The organism is Streptomyces sp. NPDC001678 (assembly GCF_042892945.1).
Classification (GTDB): Bacteria; Actinomycetota; Actinomycetes; order Streptomycetales; family Streptomycetaceae; genus Streptomyces.
Map to the genome: position 1 here is coordinate 650372 of NZ_JBIAUP010000002.1, position 26297 is coordinate 676668.

General features: G+C 74.0%; 28 protein-coding genes. 21 read left to right on the forward strand and 7 right to left on the reverse strand.

Annotated elements, in window-relative coordinates; translation table 11 throughout:
* Positions 1–205 precede the first annotated feature (205 nt).
* The 8 genes from ACFYZR_RS06590 (at position 206) to ACFYZR_RS06625 (ending at position 8887) form a co-directional block, all read left to right on the forward strand.
* The gene (locus tag ACFYZR_RS06590) at positions 206–400 is read left to right on the forward strand and encodes a hypothetical protein (RefSeq protein ID WP_126915863.1); all 195 of its coding nucleotides are present in this window, start codon (positions 206–208) and stop codon (positions 398–400) included.
* A 107-nt stretch (positions 401–507) separates the two neighbouring features.
* On the forward strand, positions 508–1404 hold the full coding sequence (gene mshB / locus ACFYZR_RS06595) for an N-acetyl-1-D-myo-inositol-2-amino-2-deoxy-alpha-D-glucopyranoside deacetylase (RefSeq protein WP_391905890.1): 897 nt from the start codon (positions 508–510) through the stop codon (positions 1402–1404).
* Between the two features lie 8 nt (positions 1405–1412).
* Positions 1413–1790 carry a DUF6113 family protein gene (locus tag ACFYZR_RS06600; protein ID WP_391905893.1) on the forward strand — a complete coding sequence of 126 codons (378 nt, stop codon included), beginning with the start codon at positions 1413–1415 and terminating at the stop codon, positions 1788–1790.
* Positions 1791–1989: 199 nt separating this feature from the next.
* On the forward strand, positions 1990–5130 hold the full coding sequence (locus ACFYZR_RS06605) for a hypothetical protein (RefSeq protein ID WP_391905896.1): 3141 nt from the start codon (positions 1990–1992) through the stop codon (positions 5128–5130).
* Between the two features lie 155 nt (positions 5131–5285).
* On the forward strand, positions 5286–6239 hold the full coding sequence (locus tag ACFYZR_RS06610) for an ABC transporter ATP-binding protein (RefSeq protein ID WP_391905899.1): 954 nt from the start codon (positions 5286–5288) through the stop codon (positions 6237–6239).
* Complete coding sequence (locus ACFYZR_RS06615; protein WP_391905902.1) at positions 6236–6976, forward strand: ABC transporter permease; 741 nt, start codon at positions 6236–6238, stop codon at positions 6974–6976. The genes ACFYZR_RS06610 and ACFYZR_RS06615 overlap by 4 nt, the downstream gene beginning before the upstream one ends.
* A 47-nt stretch (positions 6977–7023) precedes the next feature.
* Complete coding sequence (locus tag ACFYZR_RS06620; protein ID WP_391905905.1) at positions 7024–8241, forward strand: sensor histidine kinase; 1218 nt, start codon at positions 7024–7026, stop codon at positions 8239–8241.
* 16 nt (positions 8242–8257) lie between these two features.
* Complete coding sequence (locus ACFYZR_RS06625) at positions 8258–8887, forward strand: response regulator transcription factor (protein ID WP_358624311.1); 630 nt, start codon at positions 8258–8260, stop codon at positions 8885–8887.
* A gap of 96 nt (positions 8888–8983) precedes the next feature.
* Here the strand turns inward: ACFYZR_RS06625 and ACFYZR_RS06630 are convergent, their stop codons facing one another.
* Positions 8984–9835, reverse strand: coding sequence for a transglutaminase-like domain-containing protein (locus ACFYZR_RS06630; RefSeq protein ID WP_391905908.1), 852 nt, complete (start codon positions 9833–9835; stop codon positions 8984–8986).
* A gap of 62 nt (positions 9836–9897) precedes the next feature.
* Positions 9898–10902 (reverse strand): GNAT family N-acetyltransferase, encoded by a 1005-nt coding sequence (locus tag ACFYZR_RS06635; protein WP_391905911.1) that lies wholly within the window; start codon positions 10900–10902, stop codon positions 9898–9900.
* A gap of 114 nt (positions 10903–11016) precedes the next feature.
* Between ACFYZR_RS06635 and fdxA the strand changes: the two genes are divergently transcribed.
* Together fdxA and ACFYZR_RS06645 are read left to right on the forward strand one after the other, a co-directional pair.
* The gene (gene fdxA / locus ACFYZR_RS06640) at positions 11017–11346 is read left to right on the forward strand and encodes a ferredoxin (RefSeq protein ID WP_229351726.1); all 330 of its coding nucleotides are present in this window, start codon (positions 11017–11019) and stop codon (positions 11344–11346) included.
* A gap of 111 nt (positions 11347–11457) precedes the next feature.
* Positions 11458–12555: a bifunctional succinyldiaminopimelate transaminase/glutamate-prephenate aminotransferase gene (locus tag ACFYZR_RS06645; protein ID WP_391905914.1), complete on the forward strand. Its 1098-nt coding sequence runs from the start codon at positions 11458–11460 to the stop codon at positions 12553–12555.
* 126 nt (positions 12556–12681) lie between these two features.
* Here ACFYZR_RS06645 and ACFYZR_RS06650 read toward each other — a convergent pair whose 3' ends face one another.
* On the reverse strand, positions 12682–13080 hold the full coding sequence (locus tag ACFYZR_RS06650; protein ID WP_391905917.1) for an ATP-binding protein: 399 nt from the start codon (positions 13078–13080) through the stop codon (positions 12682–12684).
* A gap of 289 nt (positions 13081–13369) precedes the next feature.
* The gene (locus tag ACFYZR_RS06655) at positions 13370–14281 is read right to left on the reverse strand and encodes a hypothetical protein (RefSeq protein WP_391905919.1); all 912 of its coding nucleotides are present in this window, start codon (positions 14279–14281) and stop codon (positions 13370–13372) included.
* Between the two features lie 73 nt (positions 14282–14354).
* On the opposite strand from ACFYZR_RS06655, the gene dapE reads away from it, so the two are divergent.
* Both dapE and ACFYZR_RS06665 read left to right on the forward strand, forming a co-directional pair.
* On the forward strand, positions 14355–15434 hold the full coding sequence (gene dapE / locus ACFYZR_RS06660) for a succinyl-diaminopimelate desuccinylase (protein WP_391905922.1): 1080 nt from the start codon (positions 14355–14357) through the stop codon (positions 15432–15434).
* A gap of 105 nt (positions 15435–15539) precedes the next feature.
* Complete coding sequence (locus tag ACFYZR_RS06665) at positions 15540–16289, forward strand: TIGR00730 family Rossman fold protein (protein ID WP_391905925.1); 750 nt, start codon at positions 15540–15542, stop codon at positions 16287–16289.
* A gap of 10 nt (positions 16290–16299) precedes the next feature.
* On the opposite strand, the gene folP is transcribed toward ACFYZR_RS06665, so the two are convergent.
* Complete coding sequence (gene folP / locus ACFYZR_RS06670; RefSeq protein ID WP_391905928.1) at positions 16300–17199, reverse strand: dihydropteroate synthase; 900 nt, start codon at positions 17197–17199, stop codon at positions 16300–16302.
* A 116-nt stretch (positions 17200–17315) separates the two neighbouring features.
* On the opposite strand from folP, the gene ACFYZR_RS06675 reads away from it, so the two are divergent.
* Together ACFYZR_RS06675 and ACFYZR_RS06680 are read left to right on the forward strand one after the other, a co-directional pair.
* Positions 17316–17762, forward strand: coding sequence for a DivIVA domain-containing protein (locus ACFYZR_RS06675; protein ID WP_391905931.1), 447 nt, complete (start codon positions 17316–17318; stop codon positions 17760–17762).
* Positions 17759–18352: a DNA-3-methyladenine glycosylase I gene (locus ACFYZR_RS06680; protein ID WP_391905934.1), complete on the forward strand. Its 594-nt coding sequence runs from the start codon at positions 17759–17761 to the stop codon at positions 18350–18352. Before ACFYZR_RS06675 ends, ACFYZR_RS06680 begins: the two co-directional genes overlap by 4 nt.
* A gap of 10 nt (positions 18353–18362) precedes the next feature.
* On the opposite strand, the gene ACFYZR_RS06685 is transcribed toward ACFYZR_RS06680, so the two are convergent.
* On the reverse strand, positions 18363–19163 hold the full coding sequence (locus tag ACFYZR_RS06685) for an enoyl-CoA hydratase/isomerase family protein (RefSeq protein WP_391905937.1): 801 nt from the start codon (positions 19161–19163) through the stop codon (positions 18363–18365).
* A gap of 323 nt (positions 19164–19486) precedes the next feature.
* On the opposite strand from ACFYZR_RS06685, the gene ACFYZR_RS06690 reads away from it, so the two are divergent.
* A complete protein-coding gene (locus ACFYZR_RS06690) occupies positions 19487–19654 on the forward strand; it encodes a DUF3117 domain-containing protein (RefSeq protein ID WP_126915881.1) in 168 nt (55 codons plus the stop codon).
* 136 nt (positions 19655–19790) lie between these two features.
* Here ACFYZR_RS06690 and ACFYZR_RS06695 read toward each other — a convergent pair whose 3' ends face one another.
* Positions 19791–20462 (reverse strand): O-methyltransferase, encoded by a 672-nt coding sequence (locus ACFYZR_RS06695; protein WP_391905941.1) that lies wholly within the window; start codon positions 20460–20462, stop codon positions 19791–19793.
* 188 nt (positions 20463–20650) lie between these two features.
* On the opposite strand from ACFYZR_RS06695, the gene sigE reads away from it, so the two are divergent.
* The 6 genes from sigE to ACFYZR_RS06725 all read left to right on the forward strand — a co-directional run bounded on the left by sigE (position 20651) and on the right by ACFYZR_RS06725 (position 26139).
* Positions 20651–21430: an RNA polymerase sigma factor SigE gene (gene sigE / locus ACFYZR_RS06700; protein ID WP_391905944.1), complete on the forward strand. Its 780-nt coding sequence runs from the start codon at positions 20651–20653 to the stop codon at positions 21428–21430.
* Positions 21427–22236, forward strand: coding sequence for a zf-HC2 domain-containing protein (locus ACFYZR_RS06705; RefSeq protein ID WP_391905947.1), 810 nt, complete (start codon positions 21427–21429; stop codon positions 22234–22236). The genes sigE and ACFYZR_RS06705 overlap by 4 nt, the downstream gene beginning before the upstream one ends.
* A gap of 108 nt (positions 22237–22344) precedes the next feature.
* Positions 22345–24393 carry a S1C family serine protease gene (locus ACFYZR_RS06710; RefSeq protein WP_391905950.1) on the forward strand — a complete coding sequence of 683 codons (2049 nt, stop codon included), beginning with the start codon at positions 22345–22347 and terminating at the stop codon, positions 24391–24393.
* 191 nt (positions 24394–24584) lie between these two features.
* Positions 24585–25031: a sec-independent translocase gene (locus ACFYZR_RS06715; RefSeq protein WP_391905953.1), complete on the forward strand. Its 447-nt coding sequence runs from the start codon at positions 24585–24587 to the stop codon at positions 25029–25031.
* Between the two features lie 118 nt (positions 25032–25149).
* The gene (locus tag ACFYZR_RS06720) at positions 25150–25842 is read left to right on the forward strand and encodes a hypothetical protein (protein ID WP_391905957.1); all 693 of its coding nucleotides are present in this window, start codon (positions 25150–25152) and stop codon (positions 25840–25842) included.
* Positions 25843–25947: 105 nt separating this feature from the next.
* Positions 25948–26139, forward strand: coding sequence for a YegP family protein (locus ACFYZR_RS06725; RefSeq protein ID WP_391905960.1), 192 nt, complete (start codon positions 25948–25950; stop codon positions 26137–26139).
* Positions 26140–26297: the final 158 nt, after the last annotated feature.

The window sequence follows — 26297 nt, forward strand, 5'->3', positions numbered from 1 at the left end:
CTTACCACCGGGTTCACCCAAGACGGCGAGAACTCGCCGTGCGCCCCGTGTTTGCTCCTGTGCTCCGAGTCATGCCCGCGCACGGAAAGTTATGATCGCTCGCGCATAGTGGGTATGAACTCCGGTGTCCGCGTGCCCTCGGGCATTCGTATGCCATCCGCTCGAAGCCGTCCGTCCGACCGCGCGTCCCTGGAGGTGAGCCGCTGTGGCACTCTCGATTTCGGCGGTGGTGCTGCTGGCGATCATCGTCATCCTGCTGGTCCGGAAATCCGGGCTGAAGACGGGCCACGCCGCGATCTGCGTGCTGCTGGGGTTCTACCTCGCCAGCTCCTCCGTGGGCCCGACCATCCACCAGTTCACATCCAGCGTCACGGCCATGGTCAGCAACATCAAGTTCTGATGGGCCGGACGGGCCCGCCCGGCCGGGGCGACCGGCGGAGGCGGGCGCGGTGCGCGGCGGTCGCGGGCGGCAACCCGGCGGACCGCCGTGAACCGTAGGCTGTCCCCATGACCGATCTTCCCGGCCGCCGGCTGCTCCTGGTGCACGCGCACCCGGACGACGAGTCGATCAACAATGGCGCGACCATGGCCAAGTACGCCGCCGAGGGTGCCCACGTCACGCTGGTGACCTGCACGCTCGGAGAGGAGGGCGAGGTGATCCCGCCCGCCCTGGCGCACCTGGCCGCCGACCGGGACGACACCCTCGGCGCCCACCGCGCGGGCGAACTGGACGCCGCCATGGCGGAGCTGGGCGTCACCGACCACCTCCTCCTCGGCGGGGCCGGCCGCTACCGCGACTCCGGCATGATGGGCGCCCCGCAGAACGACCGCCCGGACTGCTTCTGGCGGGCCGACGTGGACGAGGCCGCCGCGTCCCTCGTGGAGGTGATCCGCCGGGTACGCCCCCAGGTCCTGATCACCTATGACGAGAACGGCGGCTACGGCCACCCGGACCACATCCAGGCCCACCGCGTCGCGATGCGCGCCGCGGACCTCGCCGCCGAGCCGGCCTTCCGCCGCGACCTGGGCGACCCCCACACGATCGCGAAGATCTACTGGAACTGCGTCCCGCGCTCCGTGGTCGAGGCCGGCTTCGCCCGGCTGCGCGAGGCCGGCCGGGAGGGCGACCTCTTCCCCGGCATCGCCTCCGTCGACGACGTCCCCGGCGTGCTGCCCGACGAGGACGTGACGGCGGCGGTCGACGCCTCCGCCCACGCGGACCGGAAGGCGGCGGCGATGCGCGCGCACGCCACGCAGATCGCCGTGGACGGCCCCTTCTTCGCCCTCTCCAACGACCTGGGCCAGCCGCTCTTCCCCACCGAGTACTACCGGCTCGTCCGGGGCGAGCCGGGGGCGGCCCCGGGCGCCCGCGAGGACGACCTGTTCGCCGGGACGGGTGTGTGACCGGGCCCATGGACAACAGCGGACTCTTCACCGTGCCCGGCCCCGGACGGCTCGCCGCCTATCTGGGCCTGGCCGTCCTCGGCTTCGTGACGGGCGTCGCGGGCGCCCTCGTCCAGGGCGGCTGGTTCCCCGGCGGGCTGCTGCTGGCCCTCCTCGCCGTCGGCGGGCTGTGCTACGGCTCGGTGGTCGCCACCCGCAGCCGCATCGGCGGCGCGGCGGCCGGCACGGGCTGGCTCGTCTCCGTGCTGATCCTGGCGGCCGGCCGGCCGGAGGGCGACTTCCTCTTCGCGGCCGGCCTGGGCTCGTACGCCTACCTCCTGGGCGGCATGGGCGTCGCTGTGATGTGCGCCACGGTTGCGAAAGTGCCGCAACCGGACGGCGCTTAGGCCCGACTTGGGAAGTGTCGTGATGATTTCTACCCGACTGTCATCCGGCCGGTCGGGGGAGTGATCCAGCAGTCGTCGAATACGGGCCCGTGGTCCCCAGTATGGTGGTGCGCGCCGCCGAGCCTCCCCTGGCCTCCGGCATGGGCGACCCCAAGCGAGGTCAAAAGAGGGCGGCGAAGAGTAACCGGGAGATCCTGCTTTGAGCCGTGCATCTGACAGTTCGTCCTCCGGGGCCCAGGGCCGCGGTGGTGCCGCCTACCCCTCGGGCACCACGCCCTACGGGTCCCCCCAGGGGGAGGAAGCCGCACCGGGCCCCGCCGCTCCGCCGGCCTCGGCCGCCAGGCCGAACGAGCCGAAGACCGAGACCACGATGACGACGCGGATCCGCATCAACATCCCCGGCTCGCGCCCCATTCCGCCCGTCGTCATGCGTACGACCGTCGACGGCGAGGGCGGCGCCGCGGACGCGGCCGCCGCCGCGCCGTCCGGGCCCGGCGCGGCCTCCGGTCCGGCCGCGCCCGCCGCGCCCGCCGCCTCCGCTCCCGCCGGGTCCCGTAAGTCCGGCCTGCCGACGCGCCCCAAGACGGGCAAGAAGTCCCCCGCCGCCGCGGCCGGCGCGGCCGCCGCCGCGGGCTCCGGTTCGGGTTCCGCTTCCGATTCCGGTTCGGGTTCCGGGACGAGCGACTGGTTCGCGCCGCGCAAGTCCTCCGGGACGACCCCGCCGCCGCCCGCAGCGGCCCGCCGCCAGCCGCCCGTGGGCGGCGCGGGCTCCGGCTCCGCCGGCAAGCAGGCGCCGCCGCTGCCGCGCCGCGGCGCCGCCGCCCGTGGCGCGTACGGCGGCAACCCCGCCCCCGCCCCCGCCCCGGCCGCGGGCTCCGGCGGCTCCTGGCCGCAGGACCCCTCCACCACCGCCGCGATGCCGCAGCCGCCCGTACCGGGCGCCGGCGCGCCCTGGCAGGGCGACCCCGCGACGACCGGCGGCATGCCGCAGGGTGTGCCGCAGACGGGCGCTCCCGGTGCCGCCGGCGGCGGTGCGCCGTGGCCGGCCGACGCCTCGACGACCGGCGCGATGCCGCAGCCGCCCGTGCCGGATGCCGGCGCGCCGTGGCAGGGCGACCCCGCGACGACCGGCGGTATGCCCCAGACGGGCGGCCCCACCGGCAACGGCGGTGCCCCGTGGCCGGGTGACGGTACGCCGACCGGTGGCGCGCAGCAGGGCCTCCCCACGGGCAAGGGCGCGGCACGCCGCCGCGCGGCCGCCGCCGGCGACGACTGGCCCGGCACGTCCACCCCGCAGGGCGCCATGCAGCACCCCGACGACCCCGCGCCGACGGGCGGTGCGCCGTGGCCCGGCGACGCCTCGCCGGCCGGTGGCGGACAGCAGCCGGGTGGCAAGGGCCACCCGGGCGGCCCCGGTGCCAACGGTGGTGCGCCGTGGCCGGGTGACGCCTCGACGCCGGTCGGCGTCCCGCAGTCCGGTGGCAAGGGCCGCCAGGGCGGTCGGGGTGCCGCGGGCGCGGGTGCGCCGTGGCCGGGTGACGCTTCGACGGCGGGTGCCGTGCCGCAGCCGGGTGGCCCCGTCGGCAAGGGCGGTGCCCCGTGGCCGGGTGACGGTATGACGGCCGGCGGCGGACAGCAGCCGGGTGGTCCGGGTGCCGTCGGCGGCGGTGCGCCGTGGCCGGGCGATGCCTCGACGACCGGTGCCGTTCCGCAGCCGGGTGTTCCCGGTGCGAACGGCGGTGTGCCGTGGCCCGGTGACGCCGCGACGACCGGCGGCATGCCGCAGCCGGGTGGCCCGGGTGCCGCCGCCGGTGCCGTGCCGCCGCCCGGCGGCAAGGGCCGTCCCGGTGGTCCGGGTGCCAAGGGCGGTGCGCCGAACGCCGGGACCACCCAGCAGATGTCCATGCCCACCGTCGGCCCCACCATCGGTGGCGTGCCCGCCGGAGGCGCCGCGTTCGCGACCGGGCGCACCGACACACCGCGCCAGGGCGTTCCCGTGGTCCCGCCGCCGGCCCCGCAGGGCGGCGCTCCGCAGGGCGGCGGTGCGGGCAAGGGCAAGAAGAAGCGCGGACCAAAGGGTTCCGCTTCCCCTTCCGCTTCCGCTCCCGTCGGCATGCCCGCACCGGGCGCGCCGGGTGCGCCGGGCGCACCGTCCGGGTCCGTACCGAGGCCGGCCGGCGAGACGCTCGTCAGTGGCGTGCCGAACGTTCCTCCGGCGACCGCCGGGCAGGTGCCGAAGCCCCCGGCGGACGCCGGTGCGCCGCGCATCGCCGTGCCCAAGCCCAAGGGGGCCGTCCCGCCCCCGCCGGCGAAGTCCGGTACCGGCGTGCCCAAGCCGCCGGCCCCGGCGGCCAAGCCGGCCGGCAAGGTGGCACCCAAGCCCGCGCCCAAGAAGAAGGGCCGCTCCAAGCTCGTCCTCCTGGGCGGCGGGGTCATCGGCCTGGTCGCCGCCGCCTACGCGGCGGGGCTGCTGCTCGACCACGCCGACGTCCCGAACGGCACCACCGTTCTCGGCGTCGACATCGGCGGCAAGTCCAAGGACGAGGCCGTCAAGAAGCTCGACTCGGCCCTCGGCGACCGCGCCACCGCCCCGCTGAAGCTCTCCATCGGCGGCAAGCCGGCCGCCCTCAAGCCCTCCGTGGCGGGCCTGTCCATCGACACCCAGGCCACCGTGCGCGACGCGTCCGGCCGGGACTACAACCCCGTCACCGTCCTGGGCTCGCTCATCGGCAACACCCACGCCGCCGAGCCCGCCCTGAACGTCGACGAGGAGAAGGTCGCCGCCGCCCTCAAGTCGCTGGCCGGTGACACCGGCTCGGCGACGGACGGCACGATCAAGTTCGAGCCGGGCAAGGCCGTCCCCGTCTACGGGAAGCCGTACGAGGGCGTGGACGTGGACAAGTCGGTCAAGGCGATCGCCCAGGCCTACCGCGACCGCGCGGCCACCGGCAAGGACAAGCCCGTCGAGCTGACGACGTCCGCGCAGCAGCCGAAGGTGACCAACGCCGAGGTCGACCGGATGATGAACGAGTTCGCGAAGCCCGCGATGTCCGCTCTGGTCACCGTGCAGGCGGACGCGGCCCACAGCATCCAGTTCGGGCCGGAGCTGTCGCTGCCGAAGATCCTCTCCGTCAAGGAGGTGGGCGGCAAGCTCGTCGAGAGCTACGACCTGGAGGAGCTCAAGAAGCTCTACGGCAAGAAGTTCGACGGCGTCCTCATCCAGCGCGGCGACGGCACCAAGAAGCCCGTCACCCCGCAGGACGTCGCGGGCGCCCTCGGCAAGGCGCTGCGCGGCAAGACGCCCGCCGAGCGCGTCGGGACGATCCAGCAGACGGGCTGAGCGAGCCCCTCGCACGTCCCCCACGAGCCCCCGTGCCCCAGCGGCACGGGGGCTCGTGTGCGTCCGGGCATGGATTTGTCCATGACATCTGTCATCTCCCGTCCACGACGTCCGACACTGCCGACGGCACCCCCTGACCAGCGAAGATGTCTTCCATGACCACTACGGCAAGCATCAACACGGGGGACGGGCGCCGCACGGGCGCCCCCGTGGTCAGCTTTGAGAACGTCAGCAAGAACTACGGCACCGTGCGCGCCGTCGCCGATCTGAGCCTCGACCTCTTCCCGGGCGAGACCGTCGCCCTGCTCGGCCCCAACGGCGCGGGCAAGTCCTCGACCCTGGACCTGCTGCTGGGCCTGCGCAACCCCGACGCCGGGCGCGTCGAGGTCTTCGGCACCACGCCCCAGCAGGCCATCCTCCAGGGCCGGGTCGGCGCCATGCTCCAGACCGGCGGGCTGATGGAGGAGGTGAAGGTCCGCGAGATCGTCAAGCTCGCCTGCGACCTCCACCCCAAGGCGTTCCCCGTCGACCAGGTGCTGGCGGCGGCCGACCTCACCGGCATCGCCGACCGCATGGTCAACAAGCTCTCCGGCGGCCAGGAGCAGCGCGTGCGCTTCGCCATGGCCACGGCCGGCGCCAATGACCTCATCGTCCTGGACGAGCCGACGACCGGCATGGACGTCTCGGCCCGCCAGGCGTTCTGGGGCGTGATGCGCGAGCAGACGCGCCAGGGCCGTACGGTCCTCTTCGCCACCCACTACCTCGAAGAGGCCGACGCCATCGCCGACCGCGTCATCGTGCTGCGCGGCGGCACGCTGCTCGCCGACGGCTCGGCCGCCGAGATCAAGGCCAAGGCCGGCGCCCGCCGGATCGTCTTCGACCTCGACCAGCCGGTCGGCGAGGGCGCGCTGCGCGAGCTGCCGTTCCTCGCCGCGCTGGAGGTGTCCGGCCGTACCGTGCGCATCCAGTCCCACGACGCCGACGCCACCGTCCACGCCCTCTACGGGCTGGGTCTCTACCCGCGCAACCTCGAGGTCGCGGGCCTCGGCCTGGAGCAGGCCTTCCTCGCCATCAACGACGCCGCGACCGCCGAGGAGGCGGCCAAGTGAAGACTCTCGTCAAGCTCGAAATAACGCGCACCCTGCGCAACAAGAAGTTCATGTTCTTCTCCGTGCTCTACCCGGCGCTGCTCTTCGTGATCATCGCCGGTGGTGCGAGCGAGAAGGAGATCGTCGAGGGCACCGGCCTGACGCTGCCGCTGATCATGATGGTCTCGATGGCCTCCTTCGGTGCCATCACCGCCGTCCTCGTCGGCAACAGCGAGCGCATCGCCAAGGAGCGCGAGAAGGGCTGGGTGCGCCAGCTGCGCCTGACCGCCCTGCCCGGCCGCGGTTACGTGGCCGCCAAGGTGGCCTCGGCCGCCGTGGTCTCCCTGCCCTCCATCCTGGTCGTCTTCGCCGTCGCCGCAGGCGTCAAGCACGTCCGGCTCGACGCCTGGCAGTGGGGCGCGCTGACGGGCTCCATCTGGGCCGGCAGCATCGTCTTCGCCGCGCTCGGCGTGGCCCTGGGCTATCTGGTCTCCGGTGACGCCGTCCGCCCGGTCACGATGATCGTCTACTTCGCGCTGTCCATCCTGGGCGGCCTGTGGATGCCGACCGCGACCTTCCCGGGCTGGCTCCAGTCCATCGCCAAGTGGACGCCCACCCACGCCTACGCGGCGCTGGGCCAGGCCATCGAGGGCGGCGACGCGCCGCACCTGAAGGACGTCGGCCTGCTGCTGGCTTATCTTGTCCTCTTCGCCGGATCCGCGGCCTGGCTCTACCGCAAGGACACCCGCAAGGCCTGAGCCGGCGCAGGACGGGCGTGAGGACGGACGGAGGAGGAGACGGGCCGATGGCCGGACGCGAGCGACGCTGGAACCCTTGGCGCGCCGTCATGGAGATCGAGGACGACCCGTCGGCCGCCGAGACCCACAACGGCATGGGCACCCAGCCCGAGAACCGCCGCCAGATAGTGATCAAACTGCTGTGGATCTCCATCTGGTTCTTCTACCTCGCCGCCCCGGCGGAGGACGTCCTCGGCGACCACCACACCCTGGTCGCCGACGTCCTGGGCGGCGTGGGCCTGGTGGCCTTCGTGGCCGCCTATCTGACCCTGGTCTTCCGCCACACCTCCCGGGCCCTGGACCGGCCCAAGGTGCTCGGCTGGATCGGGGTGATGCTGGGCCTGGCCCTCGTCCTGTCCCTCACCCTGGGGACCCCCTGGCTGGTGCTCTTCGTCTTCTCGAGCATCGCCTGCGGGGCGGTCTTCCCCACCAAGCTCGCTCGCGCCGCCGTTCCACTGGTCACGGGGGTACTGGTGGCCGTCGGCGCGAGCATGCGGGGGCCCGTGGCGGAGTTCGTGGTGGCGCTCGTCGTCCCCGCGCTCCTCGGCGGGTTCGCGATGGTGGGGGTGCGGCAGATGGCCCTGACGACCCGTGCGCTGCGCGAGGCACGGGCGACGGTGGCCCATCTCGCCGCCAACGAGGAGAGGTTGCGGCTCGCCCGCGACCTCCACGATCTGCTCGGCCACTCGCTCTCGCTGATCACGCTCAAGAGCGAGCTGGCCGGGCGGATGCTCCCGGACAAGACGGAGGACGCGGCCCGGCAGGTCGCCGACATCGAACGGGTGAGCCGGCAGGCGCTGGTGGACGTCCGGGAGGCGGTGAGCGGCTTTCGCCGCCCCACCCTGGAGGCCGAGCTCGCCGGGGCCCGTACCGCCCTGGCCGCCGCCGGCATCACCGCCGATCTGGCCCGGGCCGCGGCCGGCCACCCCGATCTGCCGCCCGACGAGGAGGGCGCCCTGGCGTGGGCGCTGCGCGAGGCGGTGACCAATGTCGTCCGGCACAGCGGTGCCACGCGCTGCGAGGTGACGCTCACGGAGGCGGGCGACGACATGTGCCTGACCGTCACCGACAACGGCCGCGGTCCGGGGCGCGGTTACGGGAACGGGCTGACCGGGCTGAGCGAACGGCTCGCCCTCGCCGACGGCCGGCTGGAGACCGGCACGGGCCCACGCGGCGGGTTCCGGCTGCGGGCGTGCGTACCGCTCTCGCGGCGGGTGGCCGTCTGACCTCTACCCTGTCGCTGTGACTTCAGCACAGCCGCCCGGGAATATTCGTGTCCTCCTCGCCGAGGACCAGTCGATGGTCAGGGAGGCGCTGGCCGCGCTTCTCGGCCTGGAGGACGACATCGAGGTCGTCGCGCAGGTGGCCCGGGGCGACGAGGTCCTGGACGCGGCCCGTGCCACGGCCCTCGACGTGGCGCTGCTGGACATCGAGATGCCCGGGATGACCGGGCTCGACGCGGCGGCGTTGCTGCGGCGGGAACTGCCGGCGCTCAAGGTCGTCATCCTGACGACGTTCGGCCGGCCCGGCTATCTGCGCCGGGCCATGGAGTCCGGCGCCGACGCGTTCCTGGTGAAGGACGCCCCGGCGGCCCAGCTGGCGGACGCGCTGCGGCGGGTGCTGCGCGGCGAGCGCGTCATCGACCCGACCCTGGCGGCGGCCGCGCTCGCCGAGGGGGCGAATCCGTTGACCGACCGCGAGCGCGCGGTCCTCACGGCGTCCGCCGACGGGTCGACGAACGCGGAGCTGGCGCGGAAGCTGCATCTTTCGCACGGGACGGTGCGGAATTATTTGTCCACGGCGATCCAGAAGACGGGCGCGCGGAACCGGGCGGAAGCGGTACGGATCGCTCGCGACAAGGGGTGGCTGTAGGGGCGGTGCGGGCCGGTGGGCCGTTTGTGCCCACCCTCCCCCAGCTACCGCTGGGAGGTGCCCCCAGCCCTGCGGAACGATTGCCCACAAACGCTCTCAGTTCAGCATCGCCCTCGCCGCCAGTGCCTGGTGGCGGACCGATTCCGCCGCCTCCGGTTCGACCGCCGCGATGACCTCCGCGTACTCCTCCAGCTCCCGTGCCCCCCGCGCGAAGTCGCCGCGCTCGACGAAGAGCTCTGCGCGCTCGTAGCGGAGCCGGGCGGGGTGGCTGGGCAGGAGGAGGGACAGCTCGACGGCCCACAGCTGGACGTCGCTGCGCTCGGGCCGCGCCGCGGCCCAGGCGCGGATGTTGTTCAGGACGCGCAGCACGATCTCCTGGGGGACCGCCGGGGAGAACATCGACGGCGTCAGGGGAGTGCCCGTGGCGCCCGCGACCAGCAGCCCCGCGTCCTCCTCGGACAGGACCCGGCCGCCGTCGAAGGGGTCGACGAGCACATGCTCGCCCAGCGGGTCGCCCAGGCCGACGACGAAGTGGCCGGGGAGCGCCACCCCGTACACCGGCGCGCCCGCCCGGCGGGCGACCTCCATCCAGACCACGGACAGCAGGATCGGCAGCCCGCGCCGCCGCCGGAGCACCTCGTGGAGGAGCGAGGACTCCAGCCGCCGGTAGTCCGCGGGCGAGCCGTGGAAGCCGCAGCGCTCGCCGAGGAGCGTGGCCAGGGCGTCCGCCCAGAGGACCGGTGCCGCCCGGCGGCCCAGCGCGGGCAGCGACCCGGCGAGCCGGTCGAGCTCCATCTGCGCGGCGTCGGTCGCCTCCTCGCCCAGCTCCCCGCCCGCCACGGCCTCGGCCTCGGCGGCGATCAGCAGGCACAGCAGCGCCAGGTCGGGCCGCTCGTCCCGGGCGGCCCCGGCGAAGCGGCGCCGCCGGGCGGTCGTGTCGTCGTACATGGGTGCCTCGTACCCCTCGGGGCGGTGGCGCAGCCACCGCCACTGTCCATGGTGCGACCGTGTCAGCCCTGGGGGCCGCGACGGTAGTGGTAGGCGTGGTGGGTGGTGAAACCGAGCTCGTCGTAGAGCGCGGCCGCGGCCGTGTTGTCCGCCTCGACCTGGAGGTACGCCGCCGAGGCCCCCTCGCCCAGCGCCTCCTGGGCCAGCCGGGCCATCACCAGCGTGCCCAGCCCCTCCCGGCGCCGCTCCGGGGCCACGTCCAGCGCCGCGAACCCGGCCCACCGGCCGTCGACGACACAGCGCGCGACGGCCGCCGGGCGCTCCCCGGCGGCTCCCGGCACGGTCGCGAACCACACCGACGGCCCGCCGCCCAGCACGGCCCGGGCGTCCGCCGGGTCCGCGCCGGCCCGCCCGTAGGCGGCGAGCCAGGCCGCGTCCGGCTCGCGGGTCAGCCGTACGTCACCGGAGCCGGGGGCCACGGCGTCGGCGATCGGCGCCAGCGCGGCCGTCCGGGTCACGGCGTGCCGCTCGGCCGTCCAGCCGCGCCGGGCGAGCTCCGCGTCCAGCCGCTCGTCCGCGTCCGGGTGACCCGTGGCGACCTGGAGATACGCCGGCAGGCCGCGCTCCGCGTACCAGGCGGCCACCCGGTCCAGGGCCTCCGGCAGGGGCAGCCCGGGGTCTCCGAGGGGCAGGACGGAATTGGCCCGGGCGGTGAAGCCGCCCGCGGCGCGCAGCGTCCAGCCGCCCAGCCGGGCGGTCTCGCGCGCGGGCCAGCCGCGCGCCGCGACCTCCTGGAGCTCACGCAGCCCGGCGGCGGGCCCCCGCCGCCGGGCGGGCGTCATGGGGACGACCTTCCCCGCGACCAGAGAGGCCTCGGGAACCTCCACGACCTCCCCGGTACGGCGTGTGATTCGCAGCACACCGTCGCTCCAGGACGTCAGTACGCCCACCGCGTCGGTGAAACGCTCCGAACTCCCGGAGTCGTTCAGCCGTCGTACGGAGACCCTTTTTCCCACATCTGCCGTGGAGATCCGGACCTCCAGTCTTCCGCCCGTGGTGAATTCCACAGCTCCGTCCGCCCCTCTTGTTCGTCATGTGCCCGGGGAGGGAGATACTAGGTGTGGGCATCGACGACGCCGCGCTCCCGCGCGAGATGAGCCCTACCGAGGAGGAACGACAGCGTGACCTACGTCATCGCGCAGCCTTGTGTCGACGTGAAGGACAAGGCGTGCATCGAGGAGTGCCCCGTCGACTGCATCTACGAGGGCTCCCGGTCCTTGTACATCCACCCGGACGAATGCGTCGACTGTGGTGCCTGTGAACCGGTCTGCCCCGTCGAGGCGATCTTCTACGAGGACGACACGCCGGAGGAGTGGAAGGACTACTACAAGGCGAACGTCGAGTTCTTCGACGAGCTCGGTTCGCCCGGTGGTGCCTCCAAGCTGGGCCTGATCGAGCGCGACCACCCCTTCATCGCGTCTCTGCCCGCGGACATCAACCCGGAGCACTGACCCACAGCGGTCCTCGCCGCGGCCCCGTACGGCCATCGCCGTGCGGGGCCCGCGGTGTTTTCTCTCCCCCCACCGGCCACCCCTAGCGCACGAGAGCGAGCAGCGAGCACCGTGAGCGCAGTCTCTTCCCGCCTCCCCGTCTTCCCCTGGGACCGGCTCGAGCCCTACAAGGCCACCGCAGCCGCCCACCCCGACGGCATCGTGGACCTGTCCGTGGGCACCCCGGTCGACCCGGTGCCCGCCGTGGTCCAGCGTGCGCTGGCCGACGCGGCCGACAGCCCCGGCTACCCCACGGTGTGGGGCACGGCCGCGCTGCGCGACGCGCTGACCGGCTGGGTGGAGCGCCGCCTGGGCGCCCGGGGCCTGACGCACGCGAACGTGCTGCCGGTCGTCGGCTCCAAGGAGCTGGTGGCCTGGCTGCCCACCCAGCTCGGCCTCGGCCCCGGCGACAAGGTCGCCTACCCCCGCCTCGCCTACCCGACCTACGAGGTGGGCGCGCGGCTGGCGGGCGCCGAGCCCGTCGTCTACGACGACCCGACCGAGCTCGACCCGGCCGGCCTGAAGCTGCTCTGGCTGAACTCGCCGTCCAACCCCACCGGCCGCGTGCTGTCCAAGGACGAGCTGCGCCGCGCGGTGGCCTGGGCGCGCGAGCACGGCGTGCTGGTCTTCAGCGACGAGTGCTACCTGGAGCTGGGCTGGGAGGCCGACCCCGTCTCCGTGCTCCACCCGGACGTCTGCGGCGGCTCGTACGAGGGGATCGTCGCCGTCCACTCGCTCTCCAAGCGCTCGAACCTGGCCGGCTACCGCGCCGCGTTCATCGCCGGCGACCCGGCCGTCCTCGGTGAGCTGCTCCAGATCCGCAAGCACGGCGGGATGATGGTCGCCGCCCCGGTCCAGGCCGCCACCGTCGCGGCCCTGGGCGACTCCGCGCACGTCGCCGAGCAGCGGGCCCGCTACGCCGGCCGCCGGGACGCGCTGCGCGCCGCCTTCGAGGCCGCGGGCTTCCGGATCGAGCACAGCGAGGCGTCGCTGTACCTGTGGGCCACGCGCGACGAGTCGTGCTGGGAGACGGTCGACGCGCTGGCCAAGCGCGGCATCCTCGTCGCGCCGGGTGACTTCTACGGTCCGGCGGGCGAGCGGTTCGTACGGATCGCGTTCACCGCCACCGACGAGCGGGTGGAGGCGGCGGTCCGCCGTCTGGCCGAGTAGCGCCTACGCACGCCGCGCGCGGCACGCACGACGAGGGGCCCGGGAGCGAAAGCTCCCGGGCCCCTCGGTGCTGCTGTGTGGCGCCGCCGCTCCGGTGTCGTGACGCCGCCGTGCCCGACGGACGGATCAGCCGCCGACGCCGGGCAGCTGCGGAACGCCGCCCTTGGTCACGCCCTGCGCGGTGCCGCCGACGGCCGAGGCCGCGCCGCCCACGAGGTTGCCCGCGGCCTTGTTGGCGGCGGGAACGGTCTCGTTGCCGGCCTTGTGCACCGCGTGGGACGCCACCGGTACGGCCGTGCCGACGGCCTTCTGCCCGACGCCCGCCGCCATGGTGCCGGCCTGCTGGGAGGTCGCGCCGGCGGTCTTGCTCACGGTGGAGGTGTCCAGCGCGCTCACCGGAGCCAGATCCGTGGCCTTGGTGAGGTCCGCGGCGCTCGCGGATCCGGCCGCGCCGACGACGGGAGCGGCGCCCGCAGCGACGAGCAGGGCCACCCGGGCGATCCGGCGCGTGAGGGGGAGGGACATGTTGCTCCTTTGACGGAGTGGGAAGTCGATTGCTGTCCGGCGTGCGGACGCAGTGACTACCGCGTGAGCCCGGCGAAGGTTGCGGTGGACCAGGGTAAAGACTGAGTAATGCGTCGCATTATCGGGCCCACTGAAAACCCGCCATACCGGGCAGGTTGTCAATCGATACGGAAGCCCGAAAAGCCTTTATTCACAAGGGAGTTGAGGGCGGGTCGAGAACGCGTGCGGATTGCCGCCGCCCCGGCAACTCCCGTATGCGGCGGATACTCCCGGAGAGGGGACGGTCGTACTACTGAACGGTCGTGATCCGTACCGCCGGCGGGCCGTCGCCGCCCGCTTCCTCCGCCGATTTCCGCCAGCCGTCCGCCGAATTCTCCGCCGACCACACCCGGCCGCCGAAGGAGATCCGCTCGATCCGCAGTTCCGCCGCGTGCGCCACGGCCCAGGACGCCACCGCCCAGCCGCGCCGCGACGGGGACTCGTCGTCCGGCCCCGGGCGCACCGGCACGGTCACCGTGCGGCCGCCGGCCACCCCGGCCCGGCCGTCCCCGGTCACGGACAGGGCGGCCGCCACCCCGAACTCTCGGCTCAGCTTCGCCCGCACCGCCACCGGGTCGCCGGCCTTGCCGTCGCTCGGGCTCTTCGTACAGCTGAACGAGGCCACCGCGCGGCCCGTGAGCCCCGACGACAGCAACGACGCGTCCGGCTCGTGCTTGGCGTACGCCTGCGGGAAACCGCTGCGCTGCACCTTCTGCGCGGCCACCGTCAGCGGCAGCCGGGAGTAGCCCGGCACCTCCACCAGATGGTCGTAGAACTTCCCCGCCGCGTAGACCGGGTCCGTGATCTGCGCCGCCGTGCCCCAGCCCTGGGTCGGCCGCTGCTGGAAGAGCCCCAGCGAATCGCGGTCGCCGTGGTGGATGTTGCGCAGCCCCGACTCCTGCATCGCCGTGGCCAGCGCGATCGTCACGGCCCGCTCCGGCAGTCCGCGCGCCGATCCCACGGCGGAGATCGTCGCCGCGTTGACCGCCTGCTCGGGGGAGAGGGAGTACGACTGCCCGTTCGCCCGCATCGTGCAGCGCGGCGCCCCCGGCCCACCGGTGATCAGCTGCGCCACCAGATAGCCGACCAGTGCCAGCAGCACGGCACAGGCGGCCACGGTACGCAGCAGGCGGCCACGGCGGGTGACGATGATCCCGGACATGCGGGCCACGTTACTTGAGAGTCCGCCCGGCGGCCCCTCCGGACCGTACCGGGCGTCGCGTTAGGCTCGCCGCATGGATCATCCCGCACTGGACCTGTCCCTCGACGCCGCCGCCCTCACCGCCCGGCTCGTCGACTTCCGTTCCGAGAGCGGTGACGAGAAAGCGCTCGCCGACGCCATCGAGACCGAGCTGCGCAAGCTTTCGCACCTGACGGTCGACCGGCACGGCAACAACGTCGTGGCCCGTACGAACCTGGGCCGCGCCGAGCGGGTCGTCCTGGCCGGGCACATCGACACCGTGCCCATCGCCGACAATGTGCCTTCCCGCCTGGACGGGAACGGCATCCTGTGGGGCTGCGGCACCAGCGACATGAAGTCCGGCGTCGCCGTGCAGCTGCGCGTCGCCGCGACCGTCCCCGAGCCCAACCGCGACCTCACCTTCGTCTTCTACGACAACGAGGAGGTCGCCGCCCACCTCAACGGCCTCGGCCATGTCGCCGAGGCCCATCCCGACTGGCTGGCGGGCGACTTCGCCATCCTCCTGGAGCCCTCCGAGGGCGAGGTCGAGGGCGGCTGCCAGGGCACCCTGCGCGTCCTGCTGCGCACGACGGGCGAGCGGGCCCACTCGGCACGCAGCTGGATGGGCTCCAACGCCGTGCACGCGGCCGCCCCCATCCTGGCCCGCCTCGCCGCCTACGAGCCGCGCCGCCCCGTCGTCGACGGCCTCGAGTACCACGAGGGCCTCAACGCCGTACGGATCGAGGGCGGCGTCGCCAACAACGTCATCCCCGACGAGTGCACCGTGACGGTGAACTTCCGCTACGCCCCGGACCGCACGCCGCAGGAGGCGCTCGCGCACGTCCGCGAGGTCTTCGCGGACTGCGGCGTCACCGAGTTCGTCGTCGACGACCACTCCGGCGGCGCCCGCCCCGGTCTCGACCACCCGGCGGCCGTGGCGTTCATGGCGGCCGTCGGCGGCGCGGCGCGGCCCAAGTTCGGCTGGACGGACGTGGCCCGCTTCAGCGCCCTCGGCGTGCCCGCCGTCAACTACGGTCCCGGCGACCCCCTCTACGCCCACAAGCGGGACGAGCACGTGGACACCGCGAAGATCATCCACTGCGAGGAGCGGCTGCGTGCCTGGCTGACGGCTTGATCCGGTCGTCCGGAGGGGCGGCGTCCCGGCGGTCACCACCTACCCTGAAGCGCAACGAGACCGACGATCCGCGGGTTCTGCGGCCCGCGGCGGAGGGAGCACGGCATGGGCAGTCCCGAGGCGTCGCGCGGGCGACGGGAACAGCGCCGGGGGCCGGTCGTCCGCCGGCACGGCCAGATGCAGGCGGGCACCACGGACCAGCATCTGCTGGACACCCGGGGGACGGCGGACTGGGTCCACGAGGACCCCTTCCGGGTCCTGCGCATCCAGGCCGAGTTCGTCGAGGGCTTCGGCGCCCTCGCCGAACTGCCACCGGCGATCAGCGTGTTCGGGTCGGCCCGTACGAAGCCGGGCTCGCCGGACTACGAGGCCGGGGTGGCCATCGGGCGCGGCCTCGTCGAGGCGGGCTTCGCCGTCATCACCGGCGGCGGGCCCGGCGCGATGGAGGCCGCCAACAAGGGCGCGATGGAGGCCGGCGGGATCTCCGTCGGCCTCGGCATCGAGCTGCCCTTCGAGCAGGGCCTCAACCCCTATGTGAACCTGGGGGTCGACTTCCGGTACTTCTTCGTCCGGAAGACCATGTTCGTGAAGTACGCGAGCGGCTTCGTGGTCCTGCCCGGCGGACTGGGCACCCTCGACGAGCTCTTCGAGGCCCTCACGCTCGTCCAGACGAAGAAGGTCACCCGCTTCCCCATCGTCCTCTTCGGCACCGAATACTGGCGGGGCCTGCTCGACTGGCTGGAGCACACGCTCGTCGCCGAGGGCAAGGTGAGCGCGGCGGACCTCCAGCTCTTCCACATCACGGACGACGTGGAAGAGGCGATCGGGGTCGTCACGAAGGAAGCGGGCACCTGACGGGCCCGTCTTACGCCAGCCCTCGCCGGGCCACCGCGGGCGCGCGGTGGCCGGCGATGGCCGCCACCATGTCGAGCACCTGCTTCGTCTCCGCGACCTCGTGCACCCGGTACACCTGCGCGCCGAGCCACGCCGAGACGGCCGTCGTCGCCAGCGTCCCGATGACCCGCTCCTTGACCGGCCGGTCCAGCGTCTCGCCCACGAAGTCCTTGTTGGACAGCGAGACGAGCACCGGCAATGGGGTATCCCCTGCTCGAGCGAAGCCGAGAGCTCGGGGAACCGTCTCCGTCATCTCGCCCAGCCGGCGCGTGGCCTCCAGCGAGTGACGGGTGTTCTTGCCGAAGTCGTGCCCGGGGTCGATCATGATGCCGTCGCGCCGTACGCCCAGCTCCACGGCCCGCTCCGCCAGCCCCAGCGTCACCCGCAGGACGTCCGCCATCACGTCGTCGTACTCGACGCGGTGCGGCCGCGTCCGCGGCTCCACGCCGCCCGCGTGGGTGCACACCAGGCCGGCGCCGTAACGGGCGGCCACCTCGGCCAGCTTGGGGTCCACGCCGCCCCACGCGTCGTTCAGCACGTCCGCCCCGGCCTCGCAGACCGCCTCGCCGACGTCGTGCCGCCAGGTGTCGACGCTGATGACCACGTCCGGGTGGCGCCGCCGGACCTCCGCGACGAACCCGACCGTGCGCCGGGCCTCCTCCTCGGCCGTCACCTCGGCGCCGGGGCCCGCCTTGACCCCGCCGATGTCGATGATGGCGGCGCCCTCGGCCACGGCCTGCTCCACCCGGGCGAGCGCCGGCTCGTCGCTGAACGTGGCGCCCTGGTCGTAGAAGGAGTCCGGGGTCCGGTTGACGATCGCCATGATCACCGGTTCGTGGGTGTCGAACTCGCGTCGTCCAAGCCGCAGCATTTTCCGTTCTTCCTCTCCCTGGTCCGCCAGCGACCTTAACTGTCAGTGCGGCATGGCACGATCGGAGTCGACGGTTTGGCCGACGCCGGCCGCCTGGACGCAACGAGGGGACGGCCGTGTTCTGGTTCTTGCTCATCGCGCTGGTCGTGGTGGTCGCCGCGGTCACGCTCGCCGTCGCCGGGGGAGGCGGGGACGGCGGTGGCGGGGACGTCCTGCCCGAGGCCGCCCACGACCGGATGGCCTGGCCGCTGCCCGCCGGCCGGCCGCTGGGCCGCGCCGACGTCGAGGCGCTGCGCCTGCCCCTGGCCCTGCGCGGCTACCGCATGGCCGAGACCGACGACGCCCTGGACCGGCTCGGCGCGGAGCTCGCCGAGCGCGACGCCCGCATCGCCGAGCTGGAGGCGGCGCTCGCCGGGGCGCAGGCGGCGGCGATAGGGGTGCAGGGGCTGCTGGAGCGCGAGAGCGGCGTGGTGGAGGAGCGGCCGGGCGGGGAGGGGCCGGAGCAGGAGCAGGGTCGGCAGGCGGAGCAGGAGCCGCAGGACAGTCAGGGGAAGGCGTCATGAGCGGCGGTGGGGTCGTCATCGGGGCGGACGGCCTGGCCCGTTGCCCCTGGGGGCTGGAGGCGGAGACCCTCGCGGACTACCGCGTCTACCACGACACCGAGTGGGGCCACCCGGTCCACGGCGACGACGCCCTGTTCGAACGGATATCGCTGGAGGCCTTCCAGTCGGGGCTGTCGTGGCTGACGATCCTGCGGCGCCGCGAGGGGTTCCGGGCCGCGTTCGCGGGCTTCTCCATCGAGAAGGTGGCGGCCTTCACGGAGGAGGACGCCGAACGGCTGCTGGCCGACCCGGGCATCATCCGCAACCGCGCGAAGATCGCGGCGACGCTGGCCAACGCGCGCGCCGCCGCGGAGCTGGCGCCGGGGGAGCTGGACGCCCTGGTGTGGTCCCACGCCCCCGACCCCGCCACCCGGCCCGCGCCCCGTTCGACGGCCGACGTCCCGGCGGTGACGCCGGAGTCGGCGGCGCTGGCCAAGGCCCTCAAGAAGCAGGGCTTCCGCTTCGTGGGGCCCACGACGGCGTACGCGCTGATGCAGGCCTGCGGGCTGGTGAACGACCACCTGGCGGGCTGTCACGTGCGAAAGCCCTGATACGCCCTCTCTACCGGCCCACGAAGCGGGGGCGCTCCTTCGCCAGGAACGCCGCCACGGCGATGCCGTGGTCCTCCGTCGTGGCCGCCGCTCGCTGGAGCTCCTCCTCCTTGGCCAGGGTCTCCTCCAGGCCGTGCCCGGCCCCGTGGGCGAGCGACTCCTTGATCGCCGCGTATGCCGCCGTCGGCCCCGCGGCCAGCCGGCGGGCGACCTCCGCCGCCGCGTCGGCCAGCTCGGCCGCCGGGACGACCCGGTTGGCGATGCCCAGCTCGTACGCCTCCTGGGCGCTCACATTGCGGGGGAAGAGCAGGAGGTCGGCGGCGCGGCCTTGGCCGATGAGCCGGGGGAGGGTCCAGGAGACGCCCGAGTCGGCGGTGAGCGCGACCCCGGCGAAGGACGTGTTGAAGGCGGCCGAGTCCGCGACCACGCGGTAGTCCGCCGCGAAGGCGAAGCCCGCGCCGGCGCCCGCCGCCACGCCGTTGACGCCGGCCACGACGGGCTTGGGCATCCGGGTGATGGCGGTGACGATGGGGTTGTAGTGCTCCTCGACGGTGTCCATGGCCGACCGGGTGCCGTGCTCGCGGTCGGCGGCCAGCGAGGCCACGTGCTCCTTGAGGTCCTGGCCCACACAGAAGGCCCGCCCGGTGGCGGTCAGCAGCACCGCCCGTACGGCGGGGTCGTCGGCCGCCCGGCGCAGGGCGTCGCGGAGGGCGTTCTTCGTCTCGGTGTTCAGCGCGTTCATGGCGTCGGGACGATTCAGTGTGATCGTCGCGAGCCCGTCGGTCACCTCGTGGAGCACGGTGTCCGCCATGGTGCGGTCCCTCCCTGGGTCGGCTGCGTGCGAGCGTGCGGATGCGTGCTCAGGATGCCGGAGATCATCGGGACCGGATATGTGACCTGCGTCAAAGAATCGGCCGTCGAGACGGCCGTGAGAGCGACGCAGGAATACCGCACGATCCCCGAATTGAGTGGTTTTGCGGCAGCGCGTTGCCGAAGGGATGCGGACTGATGTTGGTCATCGGGTCGCGCGATGCGGGATAATGGCCTGGAAGCAATGTGTTCGATGCCGGTGACGCGTGCCCTTGCCAGGGGCCGTCGGCTGACGATGAGCGGGTTTCAGGAAGGGGAACGAGCATGGCGGCCATGAAGCCGCGGACGGGCGATGGCCCGCTCGAGGTGACCAAGGAGGGGCGGGGCATCGTCATGCGGGTTCCGCTCGAAGGCGGCGGTCGTCTCGTCGTCGAGCTGACCCCGGACGAGGCCAAGGCTCTCGGCGAGGCCCTGGAGAAGGTCGTCGTCTGACGCCCTGGCCCACGGCCACGGGCCACAGGCCCATGATCCTCTCGCACCGCCCCGGTCGCCCGGCTCCGTCCCGGCACCGGGGCGGCGGCGTACCCGCCCCCGGCCCGCCGGGCCGCACCCGGCCGCCGTCCCCCGGCTAAGCCGGACCGCGCTTGACGGCGCACAGCAGCCCGTCGCCCACCGGCAGCAGGGACGGTACGAGCGCGGTGGACTCCCGGACGGCCCGCAGCAGTTCGCGCAGCCGCTGCACCTCGGCGGGCGGCACGGCCGAGTCGACCGTACGGCCGTCCGCGAAGACGCCCTCGAAGCAGACCAGGCCGCCCGGGCGCAGCAGGCGCAACGATTCGGCTAGGTAGTCGAGGAACTCCGTCCGGTCACCGTCGCAGAAGACCAGGTCGTATCCGCCGTCCGCGAGCCGGGGCAGCACTTCCAGGGCCCGGCCGGGGATGAAGCGCGCCCGGTTGCCGGCGAAGCCCGCGGCGCGGAAGGCCTGACGGGCGAACTGCTGGCACTCCGGGTCGCTGTCCACGGTGGTCAGCACCCCGTCCGGCCGCATGCCGTGCAGCAGGTGGATGCCGGAGACCCCGGTGCCGGTGCCGATCTCGGCGACGGCCTTGGCGTCCACAGCGGCGGCGAGCAGGCGCAGCGCCCCACCGGTGCCGTTCGACACCGAGGTGAGCCCCGCCTCGTAGGCCCGGTCCCGGGCCCAGCGCAGTGCCTCGTCCTCGGCGACGAACACATCGGCGAACGCCCAGCTCGTCTGCTGGTTGCCGGTAATGGCCCTCTCCTGTCCCCGTAGTCGACGCAACCGTGACTGTATCCGCTGCCCATGGGAACCCGCAGATGGGACCGGGCGTTGATGGGTACGGGACGCCGGCGGAAGGGGGCGGCGTCCGGCGGGAACCACCGGCGCGGGCCGTTCGTCACGGATGACAACGGATCAAGACCAAAATCCGGGTCAAAAATGCTTATCCGGAGCTAACGGGCGAGGTGGATATGGTAGGGGCTCCACTGGACACCACCAGAGCCGACAGGGGAGGTGCGGCTGCGGACGGCGACCGCCGTGGAGTGCTCAGGCGCTTCCGCCGGTCAGCTCCCGAGCCGAAATCCGTGACCTACACCGCTGACCGTTCCAACGCCGCCCGCACCGCGACCACCGCGACTTTCGCCACCGACGCGGACGCGCAGCAGGCGTGGACTCCGCCCAGCTGGGAGGAGATCGTCAGCACGCACAGCGCCCGGGTCTACCGTCTCGCCTACCGGCTCACCGGAAACCAGCACGACGCCGAGGATCTCACACAGGAGGTCTTCGTGCGGGTCTTCCGCTCCCTGTCCACGTACACCCCGGGGACGTTCGAGGGCTGGCTCCACCGCATCACCACGAACCTGTTCCTCGACATGGTCCGGCGCCGTCAGCGCATCCGCTTCGACGCGCTGGGCGAGGACGCCGCCGAGCGGCTCCCCAGCCGTGAGCCGTCCCCGCAGCAGCACTTCAACGACACCCACTTCGACGCGGACGTCCAGCAGGCGCTGGACACCCTCGCGCCGGAGTTCCGCGCCGCGGTCGTCCTGTGCGACATCGAGGGGCTCTCCTACGAGGAGATCGCCGCGACCCTCGGCGTCAAGCTCGGCACCGTGCGCAGCCGTATCCACCGCGGCCGCTCCCACCTCCGCAAGGCGCTCCAGCACCGCTCGCCCGCCGCCCGGGCCGAGCAGCGCGCGGTGGCGGGACTGGCCTCCGGCGCGCCTCTCAGTGGGGAGGTCGGGATCGCGTGACCACCTCCGGCGGTCAGTCCCCCGCCGAGCACCACCTCGGCGACCGCCTCGCTGCCCTCGTCGACGGGGAGTTGGGGCACGATTCGCGGGAGCGGGTGCTGGCGCACCTCGCCACCTGCTGGACATGCAAAGCGGAAGCCGACGCTCAGCGTCGGCTCAAAAACGTGTTCGCGGAGGCCGCGCCGCCGCCGCTCTCCGACTCGCTGCTCGCCCGGCTGCAGGGCCTGCCGGGCGGCGTGGGCGGTGGTACGGGCGGTCCGGGTGGGCCGCCCGGGTCGTCCGGCGACGGGGGCGAGGGCGGTGCCCCGGCCGTGGGAAGAGGCGCCTTCGGCGCCGGGGCGGAGGCCTTCGCCTTGCTTCCGGCGATCGCCCCCCAGCCGCGTGACCGGGGCTTTCGCACCCATCCGGTCGGGCAGGGCGGCGGCTCGCGCGGCCGCCGGTTCGCCTTCGCGGCGGCCGGGGCGGTCTCGCTGGCCGCGATAGCCCTCGCCGGGGCGCAGCCGCTGGAGACGCCCGTGGCGTCGCGGCAGGCCCGTGGCGACGGCACCAGCGCGGCCACGAGCTCCCTGGGGTCGGCGCAGGGCGTGCCCCTGGACCGGCGCGACCAGCACGACCTGGGCCGGACGCAGCCGACGGCGCAGGAACTGTCGGCGACGTTCGCGGCCCCGCTGGCCGCGGGCGTCTCCCTGCTGCGCCCCTCCGGAGCGCGGCTGCTGCCGCCGCTGGTCCGCAAGCCCGCGACCCTCGCCGCGCAGCCGCAGGCCAAGTCGTCGGCCCCCTCGGCGCCGGTGGTGCCTCCGCGCTGACCGCGGCGGGCTCCCCCCTCCGCACACGGCCGGGGACCTGGTGTAATCGTCTGTGGGGCGCGCGTGTTTCGAGCATGCGCGCCTCCGCGACGAACGGTGGGGAGAGGAATGGACGAGGGGAAGGCGCGGGCGTCCGCGCCCAAGCCGCACTGGTGGCACCGCCGGCGTACACCGGAGGGCGTCCCGCCGCAGCCACTCGCGGGCCCGGGCGACACCCCCGCCGCGCCGCTGCACGCCCCGGACCCGTACAGCACCCCGCCCTACGGCCGCCCCGGCCCCTGGGCCCCGGCCCCTCCGGTCCAGCGCCCCACCCCGCTGGTATCCGGGGCGACGCCGCCCCCGATGCCCCCTGCGCCGTACGCGCCGCCGCCCACCGCCCCGGGCGCCGAACCGGCCACGCAGCCGCTGCCGCCCGTCGGCCCGGCCGCCGCCGAGCACGTCCCGTACCCGGCGCCCCCGCCGCGGACGGCTTCCCAGCCGGGACCGCAGCCCCAGCCGCCCGCCGCGCCGCAGGCGCATCCGGACGCCGCCCCGGCGGGGGCCTCGTACCCCGCGCCGGAGCCACCCGCGCACCCCGCCCCGGAGGCGGCGTCGCCCGCCGCCCCGGCGGCATCCCCGTACCCCGCGCCGGAGGCGAACCCGTACCCCGCCCCGGGGACACCGGCGCCCGCCGCCCCGGAGGCGCCCGCGCACTCCGCGCCCGAAGCGGCCCCGCCCGCCGCCCCGGTGGGGGCCTCACGCCCTGTGCCGGAGGCGCCCACACACGCCGCGCCGCAGGCGCATCCGGACGCCGCCCCGGCGGCGCCCGCGCACCCCGCCCCCGAAGCGGCATCCCCGTACGCCGCGCCGGAGGCGAACCCGTTCCCCGCGCCGGCGGCGGCCCCCGCGCCGGCGGCGGCCCCCGCGCCGGCGGCGGCCCCCGCGCCGGCGGCGGCCCCCGCGTCGGAGGCGGCCCCCGCGTCGGAGGCGAACCCGTGGGTCTACGACCCCTGGGCCGTCGGCGGCGCGCTGCCGGCGGCGTACGGGGTCGAGCCCGCCAGGCAGGTGACCGTGGCGCGGAGCCGGATCGTGGCCGGGGCCGTGGCGCTGGTGGCCGGGGGGATCGGGGGCGGGATCGGGATGTATCTGGAGCGGGACGGCGGAGTCGCCGGACGGGTGACGTTGCCGCAGTCCGGGGCCGGGAGCGTCGACCGCGCGCCCGGCAGCGTCGCCGGGATCGCCGCCCGCGCGCTGCCCGGCGTCGTCACGATCCATGTGCGCGGCGGCGGCGACCAGAGCACCGGTACCGGCTTCGTGCTCGACAAGAAGGGGCACATCCTCACCAACAACCACGTCGTGCAGTCCGCCGCGTCCGGCGGCGGCTCCATATCCGTGACGTTCAACGGCGGCCAGACCGCCAAGGCCGAGCTCGTCGGCCGCGACGGCGGCTACGACCTCGCCGTGATCAAGGTGTCCGGCGTGTCCGGCCTCACCCCGCTCGCCCTCGGCAATTCCGACTCCGTGCGCGTCGGCGACTCCGTCATCGCGATCGGCGCGCCCTTCGACCTCGCCGGCACCGTCACCACCGGGATCATCAGCGCCAAGGGGCGCCCGATCACCGCCGGCGGCAAGAAGCAGGACGGCAGCGACATCAGCTACGTCGACGCCCTCCAGACCGACGCCCCGATCAACCCCGGCAACTCCGGCGGCCCCCTGGTGGACTCCCAGGCCCGGGTCATCGGCATCAACAGCGCCATCCGCTCCGCCGGGGACTCCGACTCCGGCGGGGGAGGCGGCCAGGGCGGCAGCATCGGCCTGGGCTTCGCCATACCGATCAACTCCGCCCGGCGGGTCGCCGAGGAGCTGATCAACACCGGGAAGGCCACCCATCCGGTGATCGGCGTGTCGCTCGACATGGCCTATGCGGGTGACGGCGCACGGGTGAACGCCGACGGCTCCAAGGCCCCGGCCGTCACCTCCGGCGGCCCCGCCGAGAAGGCGGGCATCCGGGCCGGCGACGTCATCAAGAAGGTGGACGGCGTCCCCGTGCACGCCGCCCAGGAGCTGATCGTCAAGGTCCGTGGCCACCGCCCGGGCGACAGCCTCTCCCTGACCCTCGAACGGGACGGCCGCGAGCAGCTCGTCCGGCTGACGCTGGGCTCCGCGACCAGCGGCTGACCAGCGGCCGACCGGTGACCGAGGGCGGCCGGGGCACGGCCCCGGCGGCCCATCCGCCGCCCACCGCACGCTCACCGATCTCCGAACCTTCGCCCGATTTTGACCGGCGTGTCTCCCGCCGCCCCCTGTGGGCCAGGTACCGTGATACCCGGCCTTTCCCGGCCATCGACGCCCCCAAGGAGCTGAGCAACGTGCTCGACATAGGACCCCTCGAGCTGATCACGCTCATCGTCCTTGCCGTGCTCATCTTCGGTCCCGACAAGCTGCCGAAGATGATCCAGGACGTGTCGCGCACGCTGCGCAAGATCCGGGAGTTCTCCGAGAACGCCAAGGAGGACATCCGCTCCGAGCTCGGCCCCGAGTTCAAGGACTTCGAGTTCGAGGACCTCAACCCCAAGACATTTGTGCGCAAGCACGTGATGGACAAGGACGAGCTCGGCCTGAAGGAGATCCGCAACGGCTTCGACTTCAAGGCCGAGATGGCCGAGATGGCCGAGGTCACCGATACGGCGCACGGCCGGTCGGCCTCTTCGTCCACCGGCTCCTCCGCCGCCTCCGGCACCCCGGACCTGCTCAAGAAGCGCGACAGCGGCATTCAGCCGGGGGAGCGTCCTCCGTACGACGCCGACGCCACCTGAGCCCGTCGATGCGGTGCCCCATTGACGGGGGTGGCTATCCTCCCTTTGTTTGGGGTGCGGTCGGGCGCGAGGGGCCGGCACGCCCAGGACGACGGGGCTATGAGGAGGCGCCGCGCAGATGGAGACGACGAGTCGGGTAGGGGCGCGAGGGGCCGGCGAGGCCGACGCGTCCGCCGCTGGGACGCCGGACGGGCAGGGCGGGCCCGGTAGCCGGCGCTCGGTCGACGGCTATCTCCTGGCGTCGTTCCCGTGGTACGGCCTGGACGAGGCCTACACCGGGCCGCGCTGGCTGATGCAGGTCGGCGCCGCCGCCGACGGCACCGTGGAGCACGGCTCCACCGGCCACGGCGCCGAGCCGCAGCTGCGCATGGGCCGGATCGAGCACGACACCGCCACCCAGCGATTCGCGGTCGTGGTCACCGTGGCCAGCCGCCCGGTGCGGCGCAGCGCCGACGGCACGGGCGTGCTGGAGGCCACCTCGGTCTCCTCGGCCGCCTGGCTGGCCGGCTCGGGGCTGCTGGCCTGCACCTGGCCCTCCCAGATGGAGCGCGCCCTGCGCCAGGACTGGCTGGACCAGCAGACGGCCCTCGCCTGGGAGCTCGCCGACCATCTGGACGACCCGGCCTGGACGACGCTGTCGCTCCCGGTGGACGGGGTGCCCACGGACTTCCGCTACCGGGAGTCGGAGTACGGCTGGGTCCTCGCCGGTTCGGCGGAGGGCGTGCTCCTCGGCGCGTACGGGCGGGGCATGAGCGCGTACGGCATGGGCTTCGCGGTGATCCCGGACATCCGGGTCTACGCCGCGGACTGAAGGCCCGCCCGGCCCGGTCACCCGTCGGGCCGCCCCGGGCTGCGCGCCCCGCGGGGCCGGGCTTGAATTCCCGCAGGGGGCCGAATTCCGAGAGGGTGACGCACCATGGCGGGCAAGTTCGAGATGTACGAGGACAAGAGCGGCCACTACCGCTACCGGCTGAAGGCCGGCAACGGCGAGATCATCGCCGTCGGCGAGGCCTACAACAGCAGGTCGGCCTGTGAGAAGGGCATCGAGTCGGTGAAGCAGAACGCCGCGACGGCCCCCGTGAAGGACCTCGGCCACCAGGAGAAGTAGCCAGGAGAAGTAGCGCCTCCACGCGGTGGGGGGGCCGGGGGGGGGCCGCCCCCCCCCCCCCCCCGGCGCCGGGGGGGGGGGTTTGGGGCGGGGTTGCCCCCCCCAATACCCCCAACACCCCCCGGCCCCCCCCCCGGGGGGGCCCGGGGGGGGGCCCC